The following is a 21,051-nucleotide window of genomic DNA, read 5'->3' as shown; positions in this document are numbered from 1 at the left end:
GAGGAGTCAGGCCGCGAGGACCGCCAGTCCCAGGGCCGCCGCGCCGGCGGCGGTGAGGCGGGCGGGCGCGCGGTCACCCGGCGCGACCGCGCTCGCCGGTGCGATCAGACCGGCGTGCACCAGGGCGCGCGCCGCGGTCGGATCGCAGAACGGCAGACCGTCCACCCGCACGTCGGGCTCGGCGCTGCGGGTCAGGTCGACCCGGTTCGCGACCGTCGCCCGCAGCAGCGCGAGCTCACGTCTGGACAGCTCCTTCATGACGAACACCTCCATTGGGACGAACGGTCTGGCGGACGTCCCGGTTCACAGTTGGGACGCCCGCGTTGCCACCGTCGTTCCCCGTGCCGTTCAGCCCGCTGCGCGCGCGCCGCGTCGTTCCGCCGCTTCCAGCACCAGCCGCAGCCACTCGGTGTCGCCCGCCGCGCCCTCCACCGCCACCCGGCGCAGCCGCAGCCACAGCCCGGCCTCGCTCCACTCCTGGAACCGGCGGTGCACGGTCGGCACGGTCACGCCGAACGTCGGCGGCAGGTGCCGCCACGCGCAACCGCTGGTCAGGACGAACACGATCGCGGTGAAGATGGCCCGATCCGACACCCGGCCGCGGCCACCGCCCTGGCGGCGCACCTTGGCCGGCGGCAGCAGCGGCTCCACCACGGCCCACAGCGACGGCGGCACCAGGCGCACGGCCAGCTGCTCGATCACGTCGGCGTGCGGCGGTCGGGGTGGCGCCTCCGGCGCCCGGCGCACCCACGGCTCCTGCCGCTGGGCGTCACCGCGCTGGCGGGCGCGCAGCAACATGGCCAGGGCGGCGTCGTCCGTGCGCCTGGGGGCGACCGCGGGGTGCGCGTGCTGTTGCACCTGGCGGGCGATCTCCGCGCCCACCGTTCGACCGAACGGCTGCGCTGGTCGTACGTAGTTGGTCATCAGGTCCTCCGCCCAGGACGTCGTGATGCCCATCACGCTAGGAACACCGGCGCTCCCTGGTAAGGGAACGCGCGACGAACGGGAGTGGTCCAGCGTCACGCGGCCACCAGCACTCCGCCGAACGGCTACACAGGAGCGACGAGCGGATGAGCGGTCACTCCCCGATACCGGCTGTGCACGGATACGCTCGAAGGTGTGAGCACTGCGCCGCGACTCCTCGCCACCAGCGACCTGCACGTGACGTACCAGCAGAACCGCGCGTTCGTGGACGCGATCCAGCCCCACTCGCCCGACGACTGGCTGATCGTGGCGGGCGACGTGGCGGAGAAGTTCGACGACGTCGAGTGGGCGCTGGGCGTGCTGCGCGGCCGGTTCGCCAAGGTGGTCTGGTCGCCGGGCAACCACGAGCTGTGGACCACGAAGGACGACCCGGCGCAGGCCCGCGGCGAGGTGCGCTACAAGCAGCTGGTCGAGCTGTGCCGCAGCATCGACGTGCTCACGCCCGACGACGAGTTCGCGGTGTTCGAGGGCTCCGGCGGGCCGGTGGCGGTGGCGCCGCTGTTCACGCTCTACGACTACACCTTCCGCCCGGCGGGCACGACGGACAAGGCGTCCGCGCTGGCCGCGGCGCAGGAGGCCGGGGTGATCTGCACCGACGAGTACTTCCTGCACCCGGACCCGTACCCGAGCCGTGAGGCGTGGTGCGCGGCGCGGATCGCGGAGAGCGAGCGGCGGTTGCGGGCCGTGGACAGCTCGTTGCGCACCGTGCTGATCAACCACTGGCCCCTCGTGCGCGATCCCACGTTCGTGCTGCGGTACCCCGAATTCGCCCTGTGGTGCGGCTCCGAGCGGACCGCGGACTGGCACCTGCGGTTCCGCGCGGCGGTGATGGTCTACGGGCACCTGCACATCCCGCGCACGATCCGCAAGGACGGCGTCCGCTTCGACGAGGTGTCGCTCGGTTACCCGCGGGAGTGGCAGCCGCGCGGCTGGACCGCCGCCCCGCTGCTGGACGTGCTGCGCGAGGGGGACGCACGGTGATCACGGACCTGCTGCCGCCGCCGGTGTCGGCGTTCGACGCGTTCGACGACCCCGACGGGGTGGTGCTGTTCCCCGAAGAGGAGGAGCACGTCGCCCGGGCGGTGGAGAAGAGGCGCAAGGAGTTCACCACGGGCCGGCACTGCGCGCGCACGGCGTTGGCCGCCCTCGGGTTCCCGCCCGTGCCGCTGCTGCCGGGGCCGAAGCGCGAGCCGACGTGGCCGGAGGGCGTGGTCGGCAGCATCACGCACTGCAAGGGCTACCGGGCGGCGGCCGTCGGCCGGTCGTCCGAGCTGTGGACGATCGGGATCGACGCCGAGCCGAACGAGCCGACCCCGGACGGCGTGCTGGAGGCCATCGCGGTGCCCGCCGAGCTGGCCCGGATGGGTGAGCTGCGGGCGTCGGGCGACAAGGTGGCGTGGGACCGGCTGCTGTTCAGCGCGAAGGAGACCGTCTACAAGGCGTGGTTCCCGCTGGCGCGGACGTGGCTGGGGTTCGAGGATGCGGAGGTGACCCTCAACCCGGACGACGGCACCTTCACCGCGCGGATCCTCGTCGAGCCGCCCGTGGTGGACGGCGTGGCGCTGGACGGGTTCACCGGTCGCTGGCTGGCGCGGGAGGGGTTTGTGGTGACCGCGATCGCGGTACCCGCGCGCTGATCGGGCTTGGGAAGGCGGCGGTATGGGCGACGAGGTCGGGCGACAGCAGTTCACCCGAGACGACCGGACGCGGTACCGCACGAAGGTGCGTCGCTGCCTGGACGTGTTCGCCCGGATGCTCGGCGAGTCCCGGTTCGAGTTCGACCGGCCGACGACCGGGTTGGAGATCGAGCTCAACCTGGTCGACGACGCGGGCGACCCGGCGATGCGCAACGCCGAGGCGCTGGAGGCCATCGCCGACCCGGACTTCGTCACCGAGCTCGGCCAGTGGAACCTGGAGATCAACGTCGCGCCCCGGCTGCTGACCGGCGGCGGGATCACGGCGTTCGAGGACGTCGTGCGGGCGTCGTTGAACGAGGCCGAGCACAAGGCGCGCGGCGTGGACGCGCACATGGTGATGATCGGGATCCTGCCGACGTTGCAGCCGAAGCACCTGGCCGTGGACGCGCTGTCGGGCAACCCCCGGTACACGCTGCTCAACGAGCAGGTGCTGGCCGCGCGGGGCGAGGACCTCCAGATCGGGATCAGCGGGATCGAGCGGCTGCAGCTCACCGCGGACTCGATCGTGCCCGAGGCCGCGTGCACCAGCACGCAGTTCCACCTGCAGGTGTCGCCGGAGGACTTCGCGGCGTACTGGAACGCGGCGCAGGCCATCGCGGGCGTGCAGGTCGCGATCGGGGCCAACTCGCCGTTCCTGCTGGGCAAGGAGCTGTGGCGGGAGACGCGGATCGCGTTGTTCCAGCAGGCCACGGACACGCGCAGCGACGAGCTGAAGGAACAGGGCGTCCGGCCGCGGGTGTGGTTCGGGGAGCGGTGGATCACGTCGATCTTCGACCTGTTCGAGGAGAACGTGCGGTACTTCCCGGCGTTGCTGCCCATCTGCGACGAGGAGGACCCGTTGCAGGTGCTGGAGCGCGGCGACACGCCGTCGCTGGCGGAGCTGCGGCTGCACAACGGCACGATCTACCGCTGGAACCGGCCCGTGTACGACGTGGTGCGCGACCAGCCGCACCTGCGCGTGGAGAACCGCACGCTGCCGTCCGGGCCGACCGTGGTCGACATGCTGGCGAACGGCGCGTTCTACTACGGCCTGGTGCGCGTGCTGGCCGAGGAGGAGCGGCCGCTGTGGTCGCAGATGTCGTTCAGCGCGGCGGAGGAGAACTTCACCTCGGGCGCCCGGTCGGGGATCGACGCGCAGGTGTACTGGCCGGGGCTGGGCACGGTGCCGGTGGTGGAGCTGGTGCTGCGCCGCCTGCTGCCGATGGCGCACGAGGGCCTGGTGCGGATGAAGGTGGACCCGGCCGAGCGCGACCGGCTGCTGGGCGTGATCGAGCAGCGGTGCCTGACCGGCGTGAACGGGGCCACCTGGCAGGCGCGCGCGTTCCACCGGCAGTACGACCACACGGCGCTGGACCGGCCCGAGGCGCTGCGCCGGATGCTGCGCTCGTACCGGGACCTGATGCACACCAACGAACCGGTCCACACCTGGCCGGTGCCCTGAACCCGTTCCGTCACATGACGGCGCAGCACATGCAGGACTCGGGATCCGCGCCCGGCCCGGGCTTGACCACGAAGACGTTCTTGCTCGCGATGTAGGAGCGGAACGCCGTGCTGTTCCGCTTGGTCGTCAGCCCGGAGTTCGGGTCGTACATCAGGTAGCTGTCCTTCCCGGTCTTCACGGCGGCTTCGGCGTGGTCGTCGTTGCCGAACCAGATCGTGCTGCCCACGGGCAGGGTGCCCTTGCGGGCGTCGTTGTCGAGGCTGGCGAGGCTCACCTCGTGGCCGCCCATCCGCTCGGCGGCGTACTGCTTCTGGCCCTCCCGGCCCCCGCTCGCCCACCACTCCCGCAACGTCCGGGCCGCGTGCAGGCGGGTACCGGCGGCGAAGTCCGTGAACCGCAGGCCGCCGGTGCCCTGGCCGTTCAGCAGCCAGTGGACGGACATGTACGCGCAGAACTGCTCGACCTTGATCTCGAAGTCCGGGCGTTCCCCGCCGATCCAGAAGTTCATGAACGGAGGCATCCCGTCGCTCCACATCGTGGGGTTCGGGGGCAGGTCGCTGTCCTCGGCGAAGGTGAAGACCGGGTCCTGCGCCACCTCCTCCTCCGCCTGGTCGGTCGCCGGGGCCCGCTGCACGGGCGCCTGGAGGTGCGGTGCGTGGTCGACGGCCTCCGCCTCCGCCGGCCCGGCGGCCGACGTGCCCGGGACCGGCCCGCGCAGGACGGCGTGGGCGGTGGCCTCGGCCTCGCGCTCGAACCGGTCGCCGGGGTCGGACAGGCTCAGCCCCGCGCCGTTGTCGGTGCCCGCCACCGCTCCCCGGCGCTGCTGGATGACGTGGGTCAACTCGTGGGCGAGGGTGTGCTTGTCCCCGCCGCCCTCGCCGATCACCACGTGGCTGCCCGAGGTGTAGGCGCGCGCGCCGATCTCGGCCGCGGACCGCCGCGACTCCGAGCCGGCGTGCACGCGGACGTCGGAGAAGTCCGCGCCCAGCCTCGCCTCCATCTCGGTCCGGGTCGACTCGTCGAGCGGGCGCCCCGGCGAGCTCAGCACCTCGTGCACGGCCGACCGCTGGACGGGGTGCTGGTGGGCGTCGGCCGGGTCGCCGTCGTCGCGCGTGCCGGACATCATCCTGGCCACCGCGGCGTTGCCGATGGCGCGTTGCAGTGCCGGCACCGCGGCCGGTGAGGGTGGTCCCGGGCGCCGGGCGCCCGACTCGATCGCCCGGGCCGTTGCCCCCGACTCCTCGGCGCGCCGCGGTGTCCGCGCCGGGTGGGCGTCCCGTTCGGCTTTGTCGTGCACGTGCATGACCGTCCCCATCCTCGCGGGCGAGTGCGACGGTTCACATGCTCATCGGCCGCGCGGGGGCCGGACAGGCCCCGACGGGCAGTGCCCGGGCAATGTCGTTGCCCTCGCCGGCACGTGGTCGGCGCCCGAGGCGCGCGGTCAGGCCCAGGCTGGGCGCGCGGTCAGGCCCAGGCTGGGCGCGCGATCAGACCCAGGCTGGGTGGGCGATCAGGCCCGGGCTGGGCGCGCGGTCAGACCCAGGCTGGGTGGGCGGTCCGCACCCGCGACGCGTGGTCGGTCCGGGCTGTGGCGCGTGGTCAGGCTCGTGCTGCGGCGCGCGGTCAGCTCGGGGTCTGCGCCTCCAAAGCCTTCATCGCGTCGGCCCGCCGGGCCTCGACGGCGCGGTTCCACCACAGCTCGCCCTCCGCGCTCCCCTTGTGCAGGGCGGAGAGGCTGAACATGGCGTCCGGGTGGCCGCCCTCGGCGGCGCGGCGGAACCAGGTCTCCGCCTCGTCCGACGACGACCCGACCCGGCGGCCCGGACGGCGCATCGCGGCACGGGCGCTCGCCGTGCCCCACCGCGTCAGCAGCATCCCCAGCTCGTACATGGCCTGGGCGTCGCCCGCGTCCGCCGCACGGCGGAAGCAGCGCTCGGCGCCGTCGAGGTCGTCACGCCGCCGGGCCAGGACGCCGAGCACGACGAGCACCCGCGGCGCGGCCTCCCGTTCCCGCCGGTCGAGCACCGAGGGCTCCAGCGGGGGCAGCGCGTCCCACAGGTCGTGGTCCACCTCGCCCGCGCCGGACGCCCGGTCCAGCAGCCGTTCGGCCTCGGCCGTCTCGCCCCGGTGCACGAGCAGCAGAGCGAGGTCCGCCATGGCGGACGCACGACCGGCGGCGACCGCTTTCCGGTACCACCCCTCGGCCTCCTCCACCCGGCCCCTGGCCACCAGCACCGACCCGAGGTGGGCCATCGCGCCGACGTCACCGGCCTCGGCGGCACGGCGGTGCGAGGTCTCCGCGCCGTCCAGGTCTCCGCGCCCGGCCAGCAGCTCGCCGAGCTCCACCAGGAAGAACGGCTCGCCGGTCGCCTCCACGGCCCGGCGCAACCACCGCTCCGCCTCGTCGGTCTCACCCCTGGCCCGCAGCCGGGTGCTGATCACCGCGAGCGCCCGCGGGTCGCCCGACTCGGCGGCCCGGCGGTACCACGCGTCGTCGTCGCCGGAGCGGCCCGTCGCCGAGAGCAGGTCGGCCAGCGCGGTCATCGCCTCCTGGTCACCGCGGTCGGCGGCGTCCCGGTACCAGCGCTCGGCGGCGTCGAGCCGGTCGTCCTGCCGGGCGAGCCGGGCCAGGCCGTGCATCGCGGTCGTGTCGCCCAGCTCGGCGGCGCGGGCGTACCAGCGCGAGGCTTCGGCGGACGCGCCGCGTTCCTCGCAGATCAGCGCCAGCAGGTTCATGCCGTCGACGTCTCCGCGATCGGCGGCGGCGCGGTACCAGACCTCCGCCGCCGCGACGTCGCCGGCGCGTGCCGCGGCCACCCCGAAGCCGACCACGGCCGCCGTGTCGTCGTTGCCCGTCTTCTTGAGCACGTGTCCCCCTTGGCCTCGCCCCACCACCGATGCTCCCAGACCGCGGGCCCACGCCGCCGAAGATCCCCCGATCGCCGCCGAACCGGGGGACGCCCGGGTCGGCGGCGGTGGGTCGGTCAGCTCGTCGGGAAGTTGTCCGGGGTCCTCATGCGGTCGCGGATCCAGACGCCCGCGGGCTTGAGCACACCCGTGCCGGTGAACGTGGAACCGGCGCACGTGCCCTCCTTGAACACCGCGCCGGAGCGGAAGTCGTCGGAGAAGTTCCAGTTCGTCCAGCCGATCTTGTTCGCGGCCAGGAAGTCCAGGTACTTCTGGCTGTAGGCGAAGTCGTTGGCCCCGTCGCCGGTGTAGGTCTGGGTGCCGAACTCGGTCACGAAGATCGGCAGCCGCGCCGCCGCCCGCTGCAGCGCGGCGAAGTACTCGTCCTGGTGCGACGCCGCGTAGAAGTGGAAGGTGTACATGAAGTTCGTGGCGTTGACGGGGTTGGCGATGATGTCCTGCTCGCTGCGCCCGTCGGAGATGCCGAGCGACCCCCAGCCGTGCGTGCCGACGAACACCACGCCGTCGGGGTCCTGCGCCCGGATCACCGGGATCATCTGCTCGGCGTAGGACTTGATCCCCGCCCACGACACGTTGTTCGGCTCGTTCGCGATGTCGTAGATGATGTTGGTCTTGTCCCGGTGCCGCTGCGCGACCTCGGTGAAGAACGTGCGCGCCAACGAGATGTTCGCGTTCGGGTCGCCCGGGTCGAGCTGGTGCCAGTCGACCAGCGCGTACAGGCCGCGCCGCGTGGCCTCCTCGATGTAGCCGTGCACCAGGTCGGTGAACTTGCGCGGGTCCGTCTCGTACCCGCCCTCCTGCACGTACATCGAGATCCGCAGGACGTCCGCGCCCCAGTCGTTCGCCAACGCGTCCAGCGAGGCGGCCTTGACGCACTGCGAGTACCACTGGATGCCGTGCGTGCTCATGCCGCGCAGCTGGATCGGGTGGCCGTGCTGGTTGCACAGCTTCACGCCGCACACCCGCAGCTGCCCGTTGACGTCCGCGGGCCGGCCGGCGCCGGTCGTGCCGGTGTCGACGGTGAGCCGGTCGAGGTTCGGCCCGCCGTTGGCGGTGGTCGCGGTGACGCGCACGCGGTTCGCGCCGGCGGTCAGCCGCGCGGTCGCGGAGCCCGTGCCCCAGGTGGACCACGCGCCGGTGCCGGGGAAGGCCACGCTCACGCCGGCCGAGCCGTTGACCGTGACGCTCACCGGCCGGTTGGCGGTGGTGCCGTTGGCGTAGCGGAAGGACAGGGTCGCGGCGCCGGCGGTCGCGGCGGTCACGGTGAACTCGACGTACGCGCCGGACTCGTTGTCGTAGTTGACGAAGCCGCTGCCGGTGTAGCCCGCGTGGTTGGACTCGACCAGGCCGTTGGAGATCGTCGCGCTCTCCGCCTGGTGCTCGGTGACGGCCGTCGTGCCGAGGTCGTCCGCCGAGGCCGTCGGCACGGACAGGGCGGCCGCGACGAGCGGCGCCAAGAGGGTCGTTACGGGCCATCGGGGTGCCACAGGGCGCCTCCCACGGTTGCAGGGTGAACACGGTGGCGGCGGTACAGTTAGGAAACTTTCCTATCTGTTGGGTGGGATCACAGCACCCCGGCACACCCGCTGTCAACGGTTCGGCAAGCCGTGCGGAGAGCCGGCTCAGGACACCGGAACCGGGCTCGCGACCCGGCGGGCGCGCAGGTGGGTGCTCGCGCTCCAGGCCGACACCAGGCCGGGCAGCAGCACGTGCCACGGCAGGCGGGCGAGCACGTCGCGGCGCACGCTCAGCACGATCCGACCGGACGCGCCGCCGTCCAACCACACCACCCGCAGCGGCACGTCTCCCGCCACGTCCTCGACGGTGGCCAGCGCCACCAGGCACGACGGCAGCGCCACCCGGTGGACGCACGACTCGGCGGTGAAGCCGTCGGCGCGCAGCACCTCGTGCCGCACGAACAGGGACCGCACGGCGGCGACCAGCCGTCGTTCACCCAGGCCCGCGCGCACCTGGATGGCCATGGACTCGTACCCGGCGGTCGCGACAGGCCGTCTGGACACTCAACGCCTTCCCTCGGTTAGGTTAGGCTAACTTAGCACTAGTAGTCGTCGCCGCCGAAGAACGTTTCCTCCAGCCGGTCCGCCGTGCCCGCGAGCAGCGCCAGCGGCTCGGTGAACTCGTGGATGTCCAGGTCCGACAACGGCAACGAGTGCCGCAGCACGACGTGCTCCCCCATGATCGCCGCGCCGCACGCGATGGTCGAGTTGCCGACCTCGGCGAGGAACGCGTGCAGGTCGACGTTCGCCGCCAGCCCGATCGGCGAGGCGATCTGCACCCACTCGTGCAGCTTGTCGAGCACTTCGCGGACCAGGATGACCACCTGGGTCCGCTCGTCGTCCTCGTCGTACTGCTCGAAGTTGAACAGGATCCGGATCTCGTCCTCGTTCTCCGCGATCACGTCGTAGGTGTCGTGGACGTATGCGGCGAGGTCGCCCCAAGTGGCCATGCGATCACCCTACGGGCGCGACGGCCGCCCACACCGCATCCCCGACCAGATCCGCCGCCTCGGTCAGGTCGAGCACGCCCATCAGGTGCCGCCGGGCGCACTCGTGCGCGGGCCCCATCACCACGGCGTCCAACGCCCACAACGGGATCTCGCGCAGCTCGCCCGCCGCCATGCGGGCCGCGAACCAGCGCGCGACCGGCTCGAACACGTCCGCTTTCACCGCGGGGTCGGCGGTCGCCGGCGCGGCGTAGAGGAACCGCGCCCGGCCGGGGTGCTCGGCCACCCAGCCCAGGTACCGCGCCACCACCGCCCGCACGGCCTTCTCCGCGTCGCCGACGTCCAGCGCGGGCGCCACCGCCGCCACGCAGTGCGCGAAGCTCTCCCCGTACAGCACGGCGAACAAGCCCGCCCGGCTGCCGAAGTGGTGGTACACGCTGCCGTTGGACACCCCCGACCGCGCGGTCAGCGCGCTGATCGTGACCGCGTCGAGCCCACCCTCGTCGACCAGCGCGAGGGCCGCGTCGAGCACTGCCCGCTGACCAGTCGATCTCACCGGGCTAGAGTACCGCTCTAGAGCATCGCTCCCCTGGAGGTCGCCGTGGCCCGTTCCATCCCCGATCTGCTGCGTGAACGCGTGCGGGAGACCCCCGACGCCGAGGCGCTGCGCCACCGCACCGGGACCGAGTGGACGTCGCTGACCTGGGCCGAGGTCGGCGAGCAGGTGCGCAGGCGGGCGCTGGGCTTCCGCGGGCTCGGCGTGCGCGACGAGGCCAGGGTCGCGATCATGGCGGCCACCAGCGTGGACTGGATCCTCACCGACCTGGCCGTGCTCGCGGCGGGCGGCGTGACGACGACCATCTACCCGAGCAGCACGCCGGACGTCGTCGCGCACATCGTCCGCGACTCGGAGAGCGTGCTCGTGGTCGCCGACCCCGACCTGGCGGGCAAGGTCGACGCGAAGGTCGTCACGCCCGACTGGGAGCCCGACGAGGTCGACGGCGACTACGACGCGATGGTCGACGAGATCACCCCGGACCGGCTGGCCACGCTGATCTACACCTCCGGCACCACGGGCACGCCCAAGGGCGTCGAGCTGACCCACGACAACTGGCTCTACACCGCCGAGGCGATCCGCGAGCTGGGCGTGCTGACCCCGGAGGACCTGCACTTCCTGTGGCTGCCGATGTCCCACGCGTTCGGCAAGGTGCTCCAGGTCGGGATGCTCGCGACCGGCGCGCCCACCGCCGTGGACGGCGACGTGGACCGGATCGCGGCCAACCTGCTCGAACTGCGCCCGACCGTGGTGGCCGCCGCGCCGCGGATCTTCGAGAAGATCCACCAGCGGGTGGTGGCCTCCATGCGCGAGGCGGGCGGGGTGAAGGCGAAGCTGTTCGACTGGGCGCTGACCGTGGCCGAGCACCCGGACTGGACGATCCGCCGCAAGGTCGCCGACAAGCTGGTGTTCAGCAAGCTGCGCGAGCGGGTCGGCGGCCGGATCAAGTACTTCGTGTCCGGCTCCGCGCCGCTGTCGCGCCCGGTCGGCGAGTTCTTCGACCGCGCGGGCATCACGATCCTGGAGGGCTACGGCCTGACCGAGTCGTCGGCGGCGTCGTTCGTGAACCGGCCCGGCGCGAACAAGCTCGGCACGGTCGGCAAGCCGCTGGTCGGCACCGAGGTCCGCATCGCCGACGACGGCGAGGTGCTGATCGGCGGGCGCGGCATCATGCGCGGTTACCACGGTCTGCCGGACGAGACCGCCGAGACGTTGCGGGACGGGTGGCTGCACACCGGCGACATCGGCGAGCTGGACGAGGCCGGCCGGCTGCGCATCACCGACCGGAAGAAGGAGCTGATCAAGACCTCCGGCGGCAAGTACGTCGCGCCGCAGGCGGTGGAGGGCCTGGTCAAGGCGAACAGCCCGTACATCGGCAACGTGCTCGTGCACGGCGACGGCCGCAACTACTGCGTCGCGCTGGTCACCCTCGACGCCGACCTCGCGCCCGCCGACCTCGACGCGGACGCCGAGGTCGGCCGGGCCGTGTCGGCGGCGAACGAGAAGCTGGCGCGGCACGAGACGATCAAGAAGTTCGCCGTGCTGCCGAAGGACTTCTCGGTGGACGACGGCACGCTCACGGCGAGCCTGAAGATGCGGCGCAAGGAGATCGAGGGGCGCTACAAGGACGTGCTGGACGGCTTGTACTCCTGAGCCAGGGGTGCGCGGGCGGGCCGGTGCGCCACCGCGATGGCCCACACCGCCGCCACCAGCACGGCCACCACCTCGGTCAGCACCAGCAGGCGTTCGACGTACCCGAGCGGGATCACCCGCCACCAGGACGTGCCGACGACCGCGTTCACGCCGATCGCGTACAGGATCGGCGTGAACGCCAGGGCGGACAGCACGCCGAACCGGAACGTCCACCGGGCGTGCGCGCCCCACTCCGGGTCGCGCCGCCACGGTCGGGCCAGCATCATCGCGGCGATCGGGAGCGCGACGAACGCGAGCAGGCTGCCGAACCGGTGGATGCTGCCGCTCATGCTCGGGCCGATCGCCCAGTTGTTCTTGGGGAAGATCACCACCAGGGTCAGCCCGACCGACCACGCGGCGAACGCCGCCGAGCCCACCGAGTTCCACTTCGCCACACCGCGCCGCACCAGCACCGCCAGGATCGCCGCGGAGCCGAACACCAGCAGCAGGACGGCGGTGTCGAACACCCAGCGCTGCGGCCCGAGGGCGTACTCGCTGATGGTGCGGCGGAGGTGTCTGGTGGAGTCGCCCAGCCGGTACAGGTCCATCCCGCCGACGAGGGCGACGGTGAGGACGACGGCGACAGCGCCCGCGAGGGCGACGAAGCGGGCCGGGGAACGGGTCGGGGCGAGTTCGGCGGTCAGCACAACGGACAGAACGGACGGCGACCGGCGTGTTGTTCCGGACCGGGCGGATCGACAGCTCGTCGACAGCGGACCGGCTCGGCGACCCCCGGAACTCGATCACTCGACCGGGCGAAGAGTGCAACCTGTGACAACCCGAATCGCATGTCTCCCGTTAGCCGGATAAAACGGCCGGCCCGGCGGCGACCACGGGTGGGCAGGCACGGCACGCGGGTCGGTGCGAAGGTGCGGGTGTCGATGGAAGTTGCGGGTGTCGATGGGAGGTGCGGGACGACAGCGCCGGACGACAGCGCCGGACGACAGCCGGACTGGCGCCGGACGACAGCCGGACCTCAGCTGGACTGGCGGACCACCAGCGTCGGCGCGAACACGACGGAGCTGACCGGGCGGTCCGGGCGTTCGACCCGCTGCACCAGCAGGCGGGCCATCTCGGCGGCCATGTCCTCCACCGGCTGGCGCACCGTGGTCAGCGGCGGGTCGCACTCGACGGCCGGGCTGCTGTCGTCGAAGCCGACCACCTTGAGGTCCTCGGGCACCCGCCGTCCGCCGTGGCGCAGCACCGGCAGCGCGCCGGTCGCCATCAGGTCCGAGGCGACGAGCAGACCGTCCACCTCGGCGTCCACCAGGCGCCGTGCCGCCTCGGCGCCGCCCTCTCGGGAGAAGTCGCCCTCGACCACCACCGCCTCGGGCAGGCCGTGCCGGGCGACCGCGTCGCGGAAGCCGCGCAGCCGGTCCTGGCCGGCGGGCGTCTCCAGCGGGCCGGTGATGGTGGCCAGCCGGCGGCACCCCGAGGCGACCAGGTGGTCGGCGGCCAGCCCGGCCCCGGCGGCCTGGTCGACGTCGACGTAGGTGATCGACATCGGCCGGACCGGGCGGGCGGCCAGCACGACCGGCAGGTTCGCCTCGATCAGCTGCCGGGGCAGCGGGTCGGCGTCGTGGGTGTGGATCAGGATCACGCCGTCCAGCCGGTGCTGCCGGATGTCGTCCACCACCTCGCGGTGATCGCCCGTGGTCAGCACCAGCTGCACGCCGAGCGGCCGGATCACCGGCAGCACGCCGCTGACCACCCGGCCGAAGTACGGGTCGTGCACGGTGCGCCCCTCCTCCGGCAGGACGAGCCCGATGGCGCCTGCCCTGCGGGTGACGAGCGAACGCGCCGCGCGGTTGGGCGTGTACCCGGTCGTGGAGATCGCCTTCTCCACGACTTGGCGCAGCTCACGGTCCACCGTGGCGACCCCGTTGACGACCCGGGACACCGTGGCCCGGGAAACCCCCGCGATCCGCGCGACCTCTTCCAACGTGACTGGTCTGCGGTCCACGGCAGCCTTTATACCGGGGGTGCGGCCACGCCGAAGCGTGACCGCACCCACCCGTCACTGGTAGACGCGGACGTAGTCGACCAGCATGCGCTGCGGGAAGACCGTGGTGGCGTCCGGCGGGCCGGGCCAGTCACCGCCCACCGCGTTGTTGAGCAGGATGAAGAACGGCTTGTCGAACACCCACGGGCCGCGGGTCGCCTCCACCGTCGCCTTGTCGATGGTGAGGACGGTCACGTCGTCGATGCTGAACACCATGCCCTTGCTGTTCCAGTCGACCCGGAACACGTGGAACGCGTTGGCGTAGTCCTGGCCGATGTCCCTCATCGCCCCGATCCCGCCCCCGCCGAAGTAGGCCGGGCCGTGGATCGTCTGGTACGCGGTGTTCGGCTCGCGGCCCAGGTGCTCCATGATGTCGATCTCACCGCTCGCGGGCCACGGCGTGCCCTTGAAGATGTCCGTGCCGAGCATCCAGAACGCGGGCCACAGGCCCTTGGTGCCCGACACCCGGACGCGGGCCTCGAACCGGCCGTAGGTCCACGACGCCTTGCCCTCGGTGATGATCCGGGCCGAGGTGTACTGGCACGTGCCGCTGCCGCTGACCGGGTCGACCGGGCACGCCGAACCCGGCGTGACCTCCCGCCTGGCCTCCAGCACCATGTTCCCGGCGCCGTCGGTGAATGCGTTGCGGTTGTCGGTGTAGTACTGCAGCTCCGCGTTCTGCCCGGTGCCGGTCTCCGGCCGCCACTTGCCCGCGTCCGGCCGCGTGCCCGCGGGCGCGTTGAACTCGTCGCTCCACACCAGCCGCAGCGGGTTGCCGGGGTCCGGGGCCTGCGGTGGCGGCGTGGGGCTGCCGCCGGTGCCGTAGACCTGGAACTCCCACAGCGAGTAGCCGTACTGGCCGCTGCGCTTGGTCAGGTTCACCCGGACGTACCGACCGGTACCGGTCACGGTGAACGTCTGCTTGAACCCGGTGCCGTTGGTGACGGTGTGGATCGTGGTCCAGCTCGACGCGGTGGCCGAGGTCTGGATCTCGAACCCGGTGGCGAACGCCGGGTCCCACTGCACCACGACCTTGCTGACCTGCGCCGTCGCGCCCAGGTCGACGTAGATCCAGCCCGGGTCGACCCAGCCGGTGGTGGGGCTGGTGGCCCAGCGGGTGGCCGGGTTGAAGTCCAGCGCCTTGGCGGGCGTGCACTGCGCGCAGTGGCCGTCGTCCTGGAACGACGAGGCGAACGCGGGCTTGTTGTAGGACAGCAGCTGCTCGCCGGGCGGGTTGCCACCGGTGGTCCCGGTGCGCACGGCGAACTCCCACAGCGACACGCCGTACTGGGTGGCGCGTGCCGTGGTGTGGACCCGGACGTAGCGGCCGGTGCCGGTGAAGGTGACGTTCTGCGTGCCGCCCGTGCCGGTGGTGGTCTGGTGCACGGTCGTCCACGCCGAGCCGTCGTCGGAGACCTGGAGCTGGAAGGCCGTGGCGTACGCGGCCTCCCACTGCAGCGTCGCGCCGCACACCTCGCGGCTCGTGCCCAGGTCGACCCGCAGCCACTGGGGGTCGCTGAACGCGCTCGACCAGCGGGTGCCGGCGTTGCCGTCGACCGCCGAGGCGGCGGTGAACGGGCTGCCGGTCTCCACCGACGACGCGGTGACGGGTGCGTTCAGGGCCGCGTTGGCCGTGCCGCACTCGGCCGCCTGTGCTGCGGTGACCGGCACGACCAGGGCGGTGAGCAGGGCGAAGGCCGCGCCGAGCCGGATCGGGGCCCTCATGGGCGGCCGTCCGCGCCGCACTTGATGATCGGGTTGATGCAGTCGCGCACCCGGCGGGCGAGTTCGGCCTCCGGCCACGCGTTGAAGAAGTCGCCGTGCATGGTGAAGCCCGGTCCCGAGGCGAGCCGGAACCGCGACGGGTCGCCGCTGACCGGGTAGCGCAGCACCTGGCGCAGCTTCGGCACCGGCACCGGGTGGGTGGACGGGCAGTCCGCGTTGACCGGGTACGCCATGTGGCTCTTGTGGTCCGCCGAGTCCAGGTCGCGGCCGTTCCAGCACTGCGGGAAGTCCAGGTAGGACTCGAGCATGGTGCCCGACGGGCAGTTCACGAAGTCCTTGGACGCGCCGACGTGCCCGGCGTGCAGGCAGGACCAGCGGGAGATCGTGCTCGCGTCGGGCTGGGTGGCCTTGGCGTTGCCCGCCACGATCCGCAGGCCGAGCGGGAACGGCTGGATGCGCGCGATCACGTCGTCGCGCACGCCCTCGCCGAGGTAGTAGAACGTGGTGCCGGTCGGCTCGACGGGCTGGTTGTCGGCGTACAGGGTGGGCACCCAGTACGAGGACAGGTCGACGCCCGGGTTGCAGTTGCTCCGGCCGGCCAGCAGCGACTGGACGGTGGAGTAGGCGTTGGTGGTGGTGTTGCCGAAGAAGCTGTGCATGTGCGAGCCGCCGGGGAGGTTCGGCGCGACGATCGGGTCGTCCGGCAGGCGGTGGCTGTACGGGCAGTCCGCGAGGAACTCGGCGACCCGCACGATCGGGCCGCTGGAGTTCGTGACGCCGAACACCTGGAACTCCCACAGCGACACGCCGTACTGGGTGGCGCGGGCGGTGGTGTAGACGCGGACGAACCGGGTGGTGGCCGAGACGGTCAGGTTCTGCACGCCGACGTTGCCGGACGCGGTGGCGATGGTGGTCCAGGTGTTGCCGTCGGCCGAGGTCTGGAGCTGGAACGAGCGCGCGTAGGCGGTCTCCCAGTTCAGCGTGACCTGGCTGATTGCGGTGGACGCGCCGAGGTCGACCCGGATCCACTGGGGGTCGGCCGCGGCGCTCGACCAGCGGGTGCCGGCGTTGCCGTCGACGGCGGCGGAGGCGGGCGTGCCGCCGTTCTCGGTGGAGGAGGCGGTGACGGGTTTGCCCTGGGACAGCAGTTCCGGCGCCGCCGAGGCGGGAGAGGTGACGAAGGTCAGCGCAGACGCGGTGAGTGCCGCGACGGCGAGTGTGGTGACCAGACGACGCCATCGGCGAATGGTGGGGATCACGACTCCCCTTTCGAAGGGCGTTGCAGGGAGGGTTCAGAGAGCGCTCTCACAGCGGAACGTAAGACGGCCCCCTGTGTCAGTCAAGGAAAGCAGCCGGTTCCGGTCATCCCGGAACACCGACCCAGAGAGCGCTCTCTGACCTGAGCGTCGAACTCGCGGCGGGTGCGTCGGGCGTTCAGGACAGGCGGGCGGCGGGTGGGAGGGCGGCCGGGGAGGCGGTCGGCCAGGCCAGCGGGTCGGGGCCCAGGGCCCACAGCTCGGCCACCTGGAGCACGCACCACGGGGAGACGGGACGGGCGCCGGCCAGGACGGCCGGGGCGAACTCGGCCCACGGCGCCCACTCGAACGAGTCGACCTCGTCCGGGTTCGGCGCCGGGTCGCCGGAGACCAGGCCCCGGAACACCGGGCACATCTCGTTCTCCGTGACGCCGTTCTCCATCACCGCCCGGTAGCGGAACGCGGGCAGCACCAGGTCGAGGGTGACGTCGGCCAGGCCCAGTTCGTCCGCGAGCCGCCGCGACACGGCCGACGCCATCGGCTCGTCGGGCGCCGGGTGGCCGCAGCACGAGTTGGTCCACACGCCCGGCCACGTCTTCTTGTGCAGCGCGCGACGGGTCAGCAGCAGCCTGCCCTCCGCGTCGAACAGGTACGACGAGAACGCCAGGTGCAGCGGGGTGGACGCGTGGTGCACGGAAGCCTTGTCGGCCACGCCGATCCCGGCACCGGACTCGTCCAGGAGCACGACTTGTTCCACGGCGCCCACCCTGCCACACCCGCGATCATCGCGCGTCGGCGAGGACCCTGGGGTCGCGCACGAGCTTGCCGCTCGGCGTGCGCGGCAGGGCCCGCAGCACGTGCACCCGCCGCGGCAGCTTGTACTCGGCCAACCGCTCGGCGCACCACGCGGCCACGTCGGCCGCGGTCAGCGAGTCGGACGTGGTCGACACGTACCCCTCGACCGCCGCGTCGTGCACCGCGATGGCCTCGCCGACCAGCGGGTGCGCCCGCAGCGCCGCCTCCACCTCGGTCAGGTCCACGGTGAAGCCGTGCACCATGACCACCGAGTCGGCCCGGCCCAGCAGCCTCAGGTTCCCCCGGGCGTCGAACTCGCCCCGGTCACCCGTCCGGAACCACCCGTCCAGGTAACGGTCGGGGTGGCCACCGTCCAGGTACGGCGACTGGTCCAGCGCCACCTCGACCAGGCCGTCGCGCACCCGGATCGTGGTGTCGGACAACGGCTTGCCCACCGACGGCCGGCTCGCGCCCGTCACGTCCATGGTCAGCGCGCCGGTCTCGGTGGTGCCGAAGCACTCCCCGACCGGGAAGCCGTAGGCGGCGGCGAACCGCTCGGCCACGTCGGGCCGCATCAGCTCGCCGCCCGCGAACGCGCCGCGCACCGTGCGCAACGCCGAGCGGTCGGGCGCGGAGGCGAGCAGGTCGAAGTGCAGCGGCACGCCGGTGATGAAGTCGACCTCGTGGCGGGCGGCGGTGGCGAGGACGTCCGGCGGTGCGGACGGCGTCCGGGCGAACACCAGGTGCACGCCCGCGGCCAACGCGTGCAGCAGCCCGCCCATCAGGCCGAAGCTGTGCGCGGTGGGGCCGAGCATCAGCAGCCGCTCGCCGCGTTGCGGCATGCCCTCGGCCGCGCCGAACCGCAGCACCTCGCGGATGATCGACTCGGTGCTGCGGCCGACGACCTTCGGCCGCCCGGTGGAGCCGGAGGTGAACTGGACCAGCCGGTGCCGCGTGGCGGCGGGCTCGCCTTCCGGCCGCCGTCGGACGACCGGCTCGTACCGCTCGCGGTAGGCGCCGGTGAACGGGGGCTCGGCGCGCACGACGAACTGCGGCCCGGTCAGCCCGAACACCACCTCGACCTCGGGCGGGGTGAGCCGGTGGTCGATCGAGATCACCCTGGCGCCGAGGCTCCACAGCGCCAGCACCACGGTCGGCTGGGTGAAGCTCGGGGGCACTTGCACCACGACCGTGCTGCCCTCACCCACCCCGGCGGCGGCGAACCGGCCCGCCTCGGCGGCGACCGAGGCGCGCAGGGCGCCGTGGGTCACGGTGTGGTCGTGGCTGAACACCGGCACGTCGTCGCCGTGGCGGCGCAACAGGTCGGTGACGAACTCGCGCATCTTGGCTCAGGTCTCCTTGCAGAACTCGCCGATGGGGATGCCCACGTGCCGCTGCTCGGTCGCGATGTAGCCGAGCAGCTCGTCACCGCGCCGCAGCTCGGTGACGTTGCGGACCTTCCCGCCGGGGCCGAGCACCCGCACGTGCCAGTCGTCCTGCACGGTGAGGCTCACCTCGACGCCCTCGGGCGAGTGCGCGGTGATGGTCAGGATCGGGCGTGATTCGAGCTTGGCCCGGCCGACGGTGAGCTTGCGGGTGCGACCCTCGGAGTTGACGGCGAGCACCGTGCTGCCCGAACGCAGTTCGGACAGGTAGTTGGTGCGGTTGTCCGGGCCGAGCACGTAGGAGTGCAGGGCGCCGGCGTTGACCCGGAACGGCCGGGTCGGCATGTAGGGCAGCGGGTGGGTCTCGCTGCAGCAGAGGATGAAGCCGGAGGAGAACGAGCCGACGAGGATGCCCTCGTCCTCCTGGAAGTGCGAGGCGGTGTCGACGCAGACGCGGTCGCCGAGGCCGTTGTGGGTGATGCCCTCGACGGTGAGCGTGGTGAGGTTCAGCGGCGGCGTGGTCGCTTCCAGGAGCCTGGCCAGCTTGAACACGTCGTTGGCGTCGCGCGGGGCCATGAGCACGCCGTCGGAGCCGTGCTCCAGCACGTCGAGCACGATCGCGGCCTCTTCGAGGTCGGCCACGACGGTGATCAGCTTGCCGGGCGCGCCGTCGGCGGCGGCGATGACGATCTCCAGCGGGATCTTCGTCGGATCGGCGAACGCGACCACGGTGTGCCCGAGCCGCACGGCCGCGGCGCACGCGAGCTTGAGCGTGCGGTCGTCGCGGACCTGCACGAACGCGGCGTCGGTGGTGAGCCGCTCCAGCGCGTCCTGGTCGTCGACGACCACGGTGACCAGGTGCGGGCCGTCGACCGCCGAGTCGGCGACGAGCACCCGGGTGATCGTGGGCGGCAGCGCGTCCAGCAGCGCCGGGTCGTCGGAGACGACGCCGGCGAGGCGGGCGTGCACGGCGGCGTCCACGACGGCTTCGCGGTGGGCTTCGGGGACGGGTCGGAGGTCGATCCAGGCGAACTTCAACGGTTCTCCAAGGGGTGAGAGCCCGATCGGCGTGCGGACGGGCCGCCGCCGGTCGGAGGACCGGCGGCGGCCGTTGGCGACAAGCTCATGACGTGGCCACGACGCCCGTCATGGCGCGGACGAGGTCCGCTTCGGTGTCGTCGTGGACGATCGAGGCCAGTTCCGCGACCAGCGACATGGGCGCGGGCGCGGTGAACACGCGGCGGCCGACGGCCAGGCCGGCGCAGCCGACCGCCATCGCGGTGCGGGCGTGCTCGACCACGCTGCCGTCGGTGGCGGGACCGCCCGCGACGAGCACCGGGATCGGGCAGCTGGCGATCACGTCGGCCATCCGCTGGGCGGGCCGCGCGAGGTTGGTCTTGACGATGTCCGCGCCGAGGTCGACCGCGATGTTGACCACGTGCGCGAGCAGCGCGGGGTCGTTCGGGTCGGCGATGCGCGGCCCGCGCGGGTAGGCCATGGCGATCAGCGGCACGTTCCACTCGTCGCACGCCTTGGCGACCACGCCGAGGTCGGCGAGCTGCCGCTCCTCGGTGTCCGAGCCGATGTTGACGTGCACGCTCACCGCGTCGGCGCCCAGCCGCAGCGCCTCGTCGACCTCGCCGACGATGACCTTGGCGTTGGTGTCGGCGGCGTGCGCGGTGCCCGCGCTGAGGTGCACGACCAGCGCGCAGCCGGCGAGCACGTCCGGGTCGATCGTGCGCACCCGTCCTTTGTGGACGATGATGGCGTCGGCGCCGCCGACGACGACCGAGTCGATGAGCTCGTGCCACCGGTCGCGCGGCACCACCGGACCGTCCGAGACGCTGTGGTCGAGCGGGACGAAGAGGTACCTGTCGTCGCGCGGACGGGAAAGGCGTCGCAGTCGCAACGCTTTCGCCATGTCGCTCACACCTCCCCGGTGTTCGGTGCCGGCCTTCCAGCAGGGTGGTCGAACCGGTGAGCGCGGCGGGAGGTGTGAGGTTGCGATAACTCACCAGTTATGCACCTGTTGGAGCAACGGGCGGGGGTGCTTGCCGACGCGGAGCCCTCCCGAGGACCGCAAGCGCGGTCGGTGTCCGGTTCGTCTCGTTGCCCTAGGCTGCCGC

Annotated in this window: 19 protein-coding genes and 1 pseudogene; 4 read left to right on the top strand and 16 right to left on the bottom strand. The window is 72.4% G+C overall.

The annotated features are described in order from the left end of the window. Positions 1 to 6: 6 nt before the first annotated feature. On the bottom strand, positions 7 to 258 hold the full coding sequence (locus ACZ7GX_RS15760) for a hypothetical protein (protein WP_498777094.1): 252 nt from the start codon (positions 256 to 258) through the stop codon (positions 7 to 9). 102 nt (positions 259 to 360) lie between these two features. Beyond that, positions 361 to 702: pseudogene (locus ACZ7GX_RS15755) on the bottom strand (transposase); the annotation flags it as partial. 417 nt (positions 703 to 1,119) lie between these two features. Between ACZ7GX_RS15755 and ACZ7GX_RS15750 the strand changes: the two are divergent. The 3 genes from ACZ7GX_RS15750 to ACZ7GX_RS15740 are packed head-to-tail and all read left to right on the top strand — an operon-like array spanning position 1,120 to position 4,122. Next, positions 1,120 to 1,965: a metallophosphoesterase family protein gene (locus tag ACZ7GX_RS15750; RefSeq protein WP_498777092.1), complete on the top strand. Its 846-nt coding sequence runs from the start codon at positions 1,120 to 1,122 to the stop codon at positions 1,963 to 1,965. Then, positions 1,962 to 2,621 (top strand): 4'-phosphopantetheinyl transferase family protein, encoded by a 660-nt coding sequence (locus ACZ7GX_RS15745; RefSeq protein WP_498777090.1) that lies wholly within the window; start codon positions 1,962 to 1,964, stop codon positions 2,619 to 2,621. Before ACZ7GX_RS15750 ends, ACZ7GX_RS15745 begins: the two co-directional genes overlap by 4 nt. A gap of 22 nt (positions 2,622 to 2,643) precedes the next feature. After that, positions 2,644 to 4,122: a glutamate-cysteine ligase family protein gene (locus ACZ7GX_RS15740; RefSeq protein ID WP_498777088.1), complete on the top strand. Its 1,479-nt coding sequence runs from the start codon at positions 2,644 to 2,646 to the stop codon at positions 4,120 to 4,122. A gap of 10 nt (positions 4,123 to 4,132) precedes the next feature. On the opposite strand, the gene ACZ7GX_RS15735 is transcribed toward ACZ7GX_RS15740, so the two are convergent. From ACZ7GX_RS15735 to ACZ7GX_RS15710, 6 genes are all read right to left on the bottom strand, one after another. Continuing rightward, on the bottom strand, positions 4,133 to 5,425 hold the full coding sequence (locus ACZ7GX_RS15735; protein ID WP_498777086.1) for an eCIS core domain-containing protein: 1,293 nt from the start codon (positions 5,423 to 5,425) through the stop codon (positions 4,133 to 4,135). Between the two features lie 320 nt (positions 5,426 to 5,745). Beyond that, complete coding sequence (locus tag ACZ7GX_RS15730; protein WP_498777084.1) at positions 5,746 to 6,990, bottom strand: SEL1-like repeat protein; 1,245 nt, start codon at positions 6,988 to 6,990, stop codon at positions 5,746 to 5,748. Positions 6,991 to 7,106: 116 nt separating this feature from the next. After that, a complete protein-coding gene (locus tag ACZ7GX_RS15725; RefSeq protein WP_498777082.1) occupies positions 7,107 to 8,507 on the bottom strand; it encodes a cellulase family glycosylhydrolase in 1,401 nt (466 codons plus the stop codon). Positions 8,508 to 8,672: 165 nt separating this feature from the next. Further along, positions 8,673 to 9,071, bottom strand: coding sequence for a hypothetical protein (locus ACZ7GX_RS15720; RefSeq protein ID WP_498777079.1), 399 nt, complete (start codon positions 9,069 to 9,071; stop codon positions 8,673 to 8,675). A gap of 38 nt (positions 9,072 to 9,109) precedes the next feature. Next, positions 9,110 to 9,517, bottom strand: a complete 408-nt coding sequence (locus tag ACZ7GX_RS15715) for a hypothetical protein (protein ID WP_498777077.1) — start codon at positions 9,515 to 9,517, stop codon at positions 9,110 to 9,112. Positions 9,518 to 9,521: 4 nt separating this feature from the next. Continuing rightward, complete coding sequence (locus ACZ7GX_RS15710) at positions 9,522 to 10,070, bottom strand: TetR/AcrR family transcriptional regulator (protein WP_498777075.1); 549 nt, start codon at positions 10,068 to 10,070, stop codon at positions 9,522 to 9,524. A 45-nt stretch (positions 10,071 to 10,115) separates the two neighbouring features. Between ACZ7GX_RS15710 and ACZ7GX_RS15705 the strand changes: the two genes are divergently transcribed. Beyond that, positions 10,116 to 11,723, top strand: a complete 1,608-nt coding sequence (locus ACZ7GX_RS15705; RefSeq protein ID WP_498777073.1) for an AMP-dependent synthetase/ligase — start codon at positions 10,116 to 10,118, stop codon at positions 11,721 to 11,723. On the opposite strand, the gene ACZ7GX_RS15700 is transcribed toward ACZ7GX_RS15705, so the two are convergent. From ACZ7GX_RS15700 to ACZ7GX_RS15665, 8 genes are all read right to left on the bottom strand, one after another. Then, positions 11,690 to 12,409, bottom strand: coding sequence for a DUF998 domain-containing protein (locus ACZ7GX_RS15700; protein ID WP_498777071.1), 720 nt, complete (start codon positions 12,407 to 12,409; stop codon positions 11,690 to 11,692). The two genes, ACZ7GX_RS15705 and ACZ7GX_RS15700, sit on opposite strands and share 34 nt — an antisense overlap. Positions 12,410 to 12,738: 329 nt before the next feature. Further along, a complete protein-coding gene (locus ACZ7GX_RS15695) occupies positions 12,739 to 13,725 on the bottom strand; it encodes a LacI family DNA-binding transcriptional regulator (RefSeq protein WP_498777069.1) in 987 nt (328 codons plus the stop codon). Between the two features lie 54 nt (positions 13,726 to 13,779). Next, positions 13,780 to 15,489 carry a discoidin domain-containing protein gene (locus ACZ7GX_RS15690; RefSeq protein ID WP_498777067.1) on the bottom strand — a complete coding sequence of 570 codons (1,710 nt, stop codon included), beginning with the start codon at positions 15,487 to 15,489 and terminating at the stop codon, positions 13,780 to 13,782. Then, complete coding sequence (locus ACZ7GX_RS15685) at positions 15,486 to 16,748, bottom strand: DUF1996 domain-containing protein (protein WP_498777065.1); 1,263 nt, start codon at positions 16,746 to 16,748, stop codon at positions 15,486 to 15,488. Before ACZ7GX_RS15685 ends, ACZ7GX_RS15690 begins: the two co-directional genes overlap by 4 nt. A gap of 175 nt (positions 16,749 to 16,923) precedes the next feature. Further along, positions 16,924 to 17,502, bottom strand: a complete 579-nt coding sequence (gene idi, locus ACZ7GX_RS15680; RefSeq protein WP_498777063.1) for an isopentenyl-diphosphate Delta-isomerase — start codon at positions 17,500 to 17,502, stop codon at positions 16,924 to 16,926. Between the two features lie 25 nt (positions 17,503 to 17,527). Further along, a complete protein-coding gene (locus ACZ7GX_RS15675; protein ID WP_498777061.1) occupies positions 17,528 to 18,883 on the bottom strand; it encodes a class I adenylate-forming enzyme family protein in 1,356 nt (451 codons plus the stop codon). Positions 18,884 to 18,889: 6 nt separating this feature from the next. Further along, the gene (locus ACZ7GX_RS15670) at positions 18,890 to 19,963 is read right to left on the bottom strand and encodes a 3-dehydroquinate synthase II family protein (protein WP_498777059.1); all 1,074 of its coding nucleotides are present in this window, start codon (positions 19,961 to 19,963) and stop codon (positions 18,890 to 18,892) included. Between the two features lie 85 nt (positions 19,964 to 20,048). Beyond that, positions 20,049 to 20,846 carry a 2-amino-3,7-dideoxy-D-threo-hept-6-ulosonate synthase gene (locus ACZ7GX_RS15665; RefSeq protein WP_498777057.1) on the bottom strand — a complete coding sequence of 266 codons (798 nt, stop codon included), beginning with the start codon at positions 20,844 to 20,846 and terminating at the stop codon, positions 20,049 to 20,051. Positions 20,847 to 21,051: the final 205 nt, after the last annotated feature.

This window comes from Actinosynnema sp. NPDC037264 (assembly GCF_055603705.1).
The sequence above is the reverse complement of the archived record's forward strand: the minus strand, read 5'-3'. Positions and strand labels throughout refer to the sequence as shown.

Bases quoted from the DNA above. Each gene is read 5' to 3' on its own strand.
- ACZ7GX_RS15675 (WP_498777061.1), bottom strand. From the start codon at position 18,883: ATGCGCGAGTTCGTCACCGACCTGTTGCGCCGCCACGGCGACGACGTG.
- ACZ7GX_RS15735 (WP_498777086.1), bottom strand. From the start codon at position 5,425: ATGCACGTGCACGACAAAGCCGAACGGGACGCCCACCCGGCGCGGACA.
- ACZ7GX_RS15665 (WP_498777057.1), bottom strand. From the start codon at position 20,846: ATGGCGAAAGCGTTGCGACTGCGACGCCTTTCCCGTCCGCGCGACGAC.
- ACZ7GX_RS15715 (WP_498777077.1), bottom strand. From the start codon at position 9,517: ATGGCCACTTGGGGCGACCTCGCCGCATACGTCCACGACACCTACGAC.
- ACZ7GX_RS15760 (WP_498777094.1), bottom strand. From the start codon at position 258: ATGAAGGAGCTGTCCAGACGTGAGCTCGCGCTGCTGCGGGCGACGGTC.
- ACZ7GX_RS15740 (WP_498777088.1), top strand. From the start codon at position 2,644: ATGGGCGACGAGGTCGGGCGACAGCAGTTCACCCGAGACGACCGGACG.
- ACZ7GX_RS15690 (WP_498777067.1), bottom strand. From the start codon at position 15,489: ATGAGGGCCCCGATCCGGCTCGGCGCGGCCTTCGCCCTGCTCACCGCC.